This window comes from Nocardia arizonensis, from assembly GCF_001310275.1.
Classification (GTDB): domain Bacteria; phylum Actinomycetota; class Actinomycetes; order Mycobacteriales; family Mycobacteriaceae; genus Nocardia; species Nocardia arizonensis.
Genome location: NZ_LGYZ01000029.1, coordinates 1 through 3,596 on the forward strand (window position 1 = coordinate 1; position 3,596 = coordinate 3,596).

The window sequence follows — 3,596 nt, forward strand, 5'->3', positions numbered from 1 at the left end:
CTGTGCAGATCCTTCTCGGTGCCCTTGTCGACCGCGTGGTCGAAGTAGACGCCCGGCGAACGCACCAGCTGCGAGATGACGACCCGCTCGGTGCCGTTGACGACGAAGGTGCCGAGATCGGTCATCATCGGAAAATCACCCAGGAAAACCGTCTGACTCTTGATCTCACCGGTGGAGTTGTTGATGAACTCGGCGGTCACGAACAGCGGCGCCGAATATGTCAGGTCCTTGTCCTTGCATTCCTCGAGCGAGGCTTTCGGCTCCTCGAATCTCGGATCGGACAGTGTCAAGGACATGGTCGCGGCGAAATCCTCGATCGGGCTGATCTCCGCGAGCACCTCCGCCAATCCGCCGTCGGGAGATTCGCCGAGGGCGGCGGCTCGCGCGCGCCACGCCGGTGCGCCGATCAGCCATTCGAAGGAATCGGTCTGCACCCGCAACAGCCCCGGAACTTCCAGCGGTTCACGGAGTTTGGCGAACGACAGGCGTTTCGGTGCGCCGGGTACGGCGGTCTGATTCGAGACTGGCACGATGTGTCCTTCCAGCACCTCGCGTCGGCCGCGCGCACGCGCGGTCGACACGGTATCTGCTTGTCCTGTGGGATCGTTGGGCACAGGGACGGACGCCATCCCGACGAGACTCGACAACAACGGGTGGAATGCGGCTCGCAGACAGTGCCACTTCCACGGTCATTTCATATTTCGAGGGCTGGACAGCGCGCGACCCGGCGCGGATTCTCAAACTACACCCGAAATAGACCGATGTCGAGAACACAACAGAAACCAAGACGCATATTCCTGCGTCTTCCCATTTTTATAATGGCATCGGTATATGCGATTCGTCAAGTGGCCGGCGGTAATCGGTCAGACACGGAACGAGCCTCCCCGTAAGGTGCGGAGAGGCTCGCTGCATGACGAATTCGGTGTCTTACCGCCACTGAGGGCGAGTTTGGGGTGAGGATATCCCCGCGCGGTCGCCGCCGCGCTCGATTGCCCCTTCGGTATCAAGCGGTGCGGTCGAGTTTCGGGGCCGATTCTCCGATTGTCGCGGTGGTGTCGCCGATGAGGCGGTGCAGGAAGGCTTCCTGGTCTCGGCGGCCGAGGGCCTCGGCGCGTTCCCGGCCGTCGGGCGCGAGGCGGAAGTAGGCGGTGCGGCCCAGGTTGATGGGGATGCGCAGTGCGGGGTACCACGGGGGGATGTAGGCGGGCAGGCCGAGGATCTTCATGGCCTTCGGGCCGAGGAAGGCGCTGGTGACCGACAGGTGTTGGGCACGGGCCAGGCGACCGCGGATGCCGGGCAGGTTGGGGTAGGACCAGTTCAGGGGATCGTCGGCCATGGGGAGTGCCAGTTGCCGGCTGGTCTCGTCGGGGTTGGTGATGGCGGTGAGGCAGTGATGCAGGATGGCGACGCCGTCGCGGAAGCTGGTGGGCAACCACTGTTCCTCGACGCCGATAAGCCAGCCGACGTAGCGGGTCAGGTGCGCGGCGGCGACGGTGTCGGCGCGCGAGGGCACGATGCCGAGGGCGAGGCCGCCGACGATGGGGGCCAAAAGTGCTCCGACGAGGGTCGCGGCCATATCGGTCTGGTTGATCGGCAGGCCCCATTCGTCGGCACGCCAGTCCGGCATCGCGGCGACGTGGCGGCGTACCAGGGAGTGGATCAGCCGGACATGCAGGGTGGAGCGGTAGCCGACACCGAAGCGCTGCATACCGTTCTCCGCGGACACGTCCATGGCCCACTGCAAGGTCTCCGCGAAACGCCGCGCCGGCCCCTTCTCCAGGGCGCCGGTGCGGATCAGCGTCTTGTTGAAGCCGGAGGCGAGGTAGCCGCCGAGGAAGGAGACGTCGCGGGCGAAGTACAGACCATCGGTGCCGCCGGAGCGGAACAGGCGCTCACCTTCGCGCAGCAGATCCTGGTCGACCCAATCGGGTGTGTCCTCGACCATCGTGAAGAAGTCGCGTAACGGTTGCGGGGCATCGGGAACGCTGTCGATTCCGTAACGCAGCGCGCGTTCGAACAGCGGCCGGGTGGTGGCCATGCCCGCGGCGTACATCCATTCGATGAGGGTATCCATCGGCTCGTCGCCGACCAGGAGGGACTCACCGAGCAGTTGCCAGCGTTCAGGCGACGGTTTGCCAATACCGAGGACAATGGCGAAGGGACCGAGTCCGGGCGCTTTGCGCGGACGCTGGGGATGGCGGCTGGGAATGGTCGCGGACGTCGTCATTGGCGGCTTCCTCATCGAAGGCGGTCGTGCGCGGGTGTTCGGCGGGCGCGATGGCGAGCCGGCGGGCGGGGTCGGTACCGCACCCATGCTACAAGTATGCAATCATCGTCTCATTGCGTCAATCTCTCGGACCCGCTCGCTCGTCCGCGCCGAAAGGCCGCTGCGACCAGCCGTGTTGACTGGTTTACCCGGCAACCGTTACGTTATGTCGGCAACGATGCTCGAAGAGTGTGCAATTCGAGCAGCGGGACAAGATGGCAGCGCTGACCAGGGAATGAGAGTGTTCGGTGGTGAGGCTCCAGCCCAGGTGCCGCCCACGCCGGGCATCACAGTAGGGTGGGACTCATGAAAATTCTCCTCACGATCGGTGTCGCCGTCCTGGTCGTCATCGGGATCACCAAGCTGCGCAAGCGCGAGGATGCCGATCTCTGGCACCAGGTGACCACCCGCTGACCCATCGGGTGTGACGGGGCCTTAGCTCAATTGGCAGAGCACTGCCTTTGCAAGGCAGGGGTTAGGGGTTCGATTCCCCTAGGCTCCACTTCTGACCAGCGAAAACGCTGGTCTGCGATCACCGGACTTCGGTCCGGTGACACGGAAATGACACGGATTCAGCTTGCGAACCGGTCGAGGGCGCGCGTGAAGTCCGCTACTTCGGTCGGCTTGTCCGCATAGTGCTTGCGTACGATCTCCCCGCCGTCGGAATGGCCGAGTTGGCGCGCTGCCTGTTGGTCGCCGTACTCGTCGGAAAGCAGCGTTGCGACGGTCTTGCGGAACGTCGCCGGTGATCCAGGCGAACTCCGTTCCGCGAGCTTGGCGCCACGTACGCCGGACGTTGTGCGGGTCGCGGAAGCCTTTACGGTCAGGGATCAGGGCGCGTCTGCACCATTAGCGAGCCGATAAATTGCAGTGTGCGCGATAGCGGCGGGGCGGAATTGGCGTCGTCGATCAGGCGCGGCAGGATGCGGGCCAGAACCGCGAACTCAGAGCCGCTCAACGAGGATGAAAAAGGCTCAGTATGTGGATAAATCGGACAGGATGCCTACGCGAGACGTTGTCCTCGCGATCGATTGCCGGTTCTTGACGGGCCGAGCTTTTATCATCGCAGAAACACGCCGAAGGCCACCGGGTTCACCGGTGGCCTTCGGACCTTGTGCATTCTCTTACTGCCGACTCAGGGAGCCTCACCAGAACTAGGAGGGTGATGTGGCCGACCTATTGATCAGGACATCACAGGGATCGGCACTGGCGGCCAGGCGGCCCGGCACCTATCCGTCATCACGACCGGTTTCAGTCGCTCGGTCGCCGCTGGCCCCATTTATGCCATGCGTTCCAGAGCGCAGGAACGAGAACACTGACAGCGATGGAA

At 63.8% G+C, this 3,596-nt stretch carries 1 protein-coding gene, 1 tRNA gene and 1 pseudogene; 1 reads left to right on the top strand and 2 read right to left on the bottom strand.

Going from position 1 to position 3,596, the window contains the following annotated elements:
* Positions 1–548 (bottom strand): annotated as a pseudogene (locus APZ21_RS05090) (DNA-directed RNA polymerase subunit beta); the annotation flags it as partial.
* Positions 549–1,003: 455 nt separating this feature from the next.
* Positions 1,004–2,227, bottom strand: coding sequence for an oxygenase MpaB family protein (locus APZ21_RS05095; protein ID WP_054812051.1), 1,224 nt, complete (start codon positions 2,225–2,227; stop codon positions 1,004–1,006).
* 468 nt (positions 2,228–2,695) lie between these two features.
* Here APZ21_RS05095 and APZ21_RS05100 point away from each other — a divergent pair.
* A tRNA-Ala gene (locus APZ21_RS05100) sits at positions 2,696–2,768 on the top strand.
* Positions 2,769–3,596 lie beyond the last annotated feature (828 nt).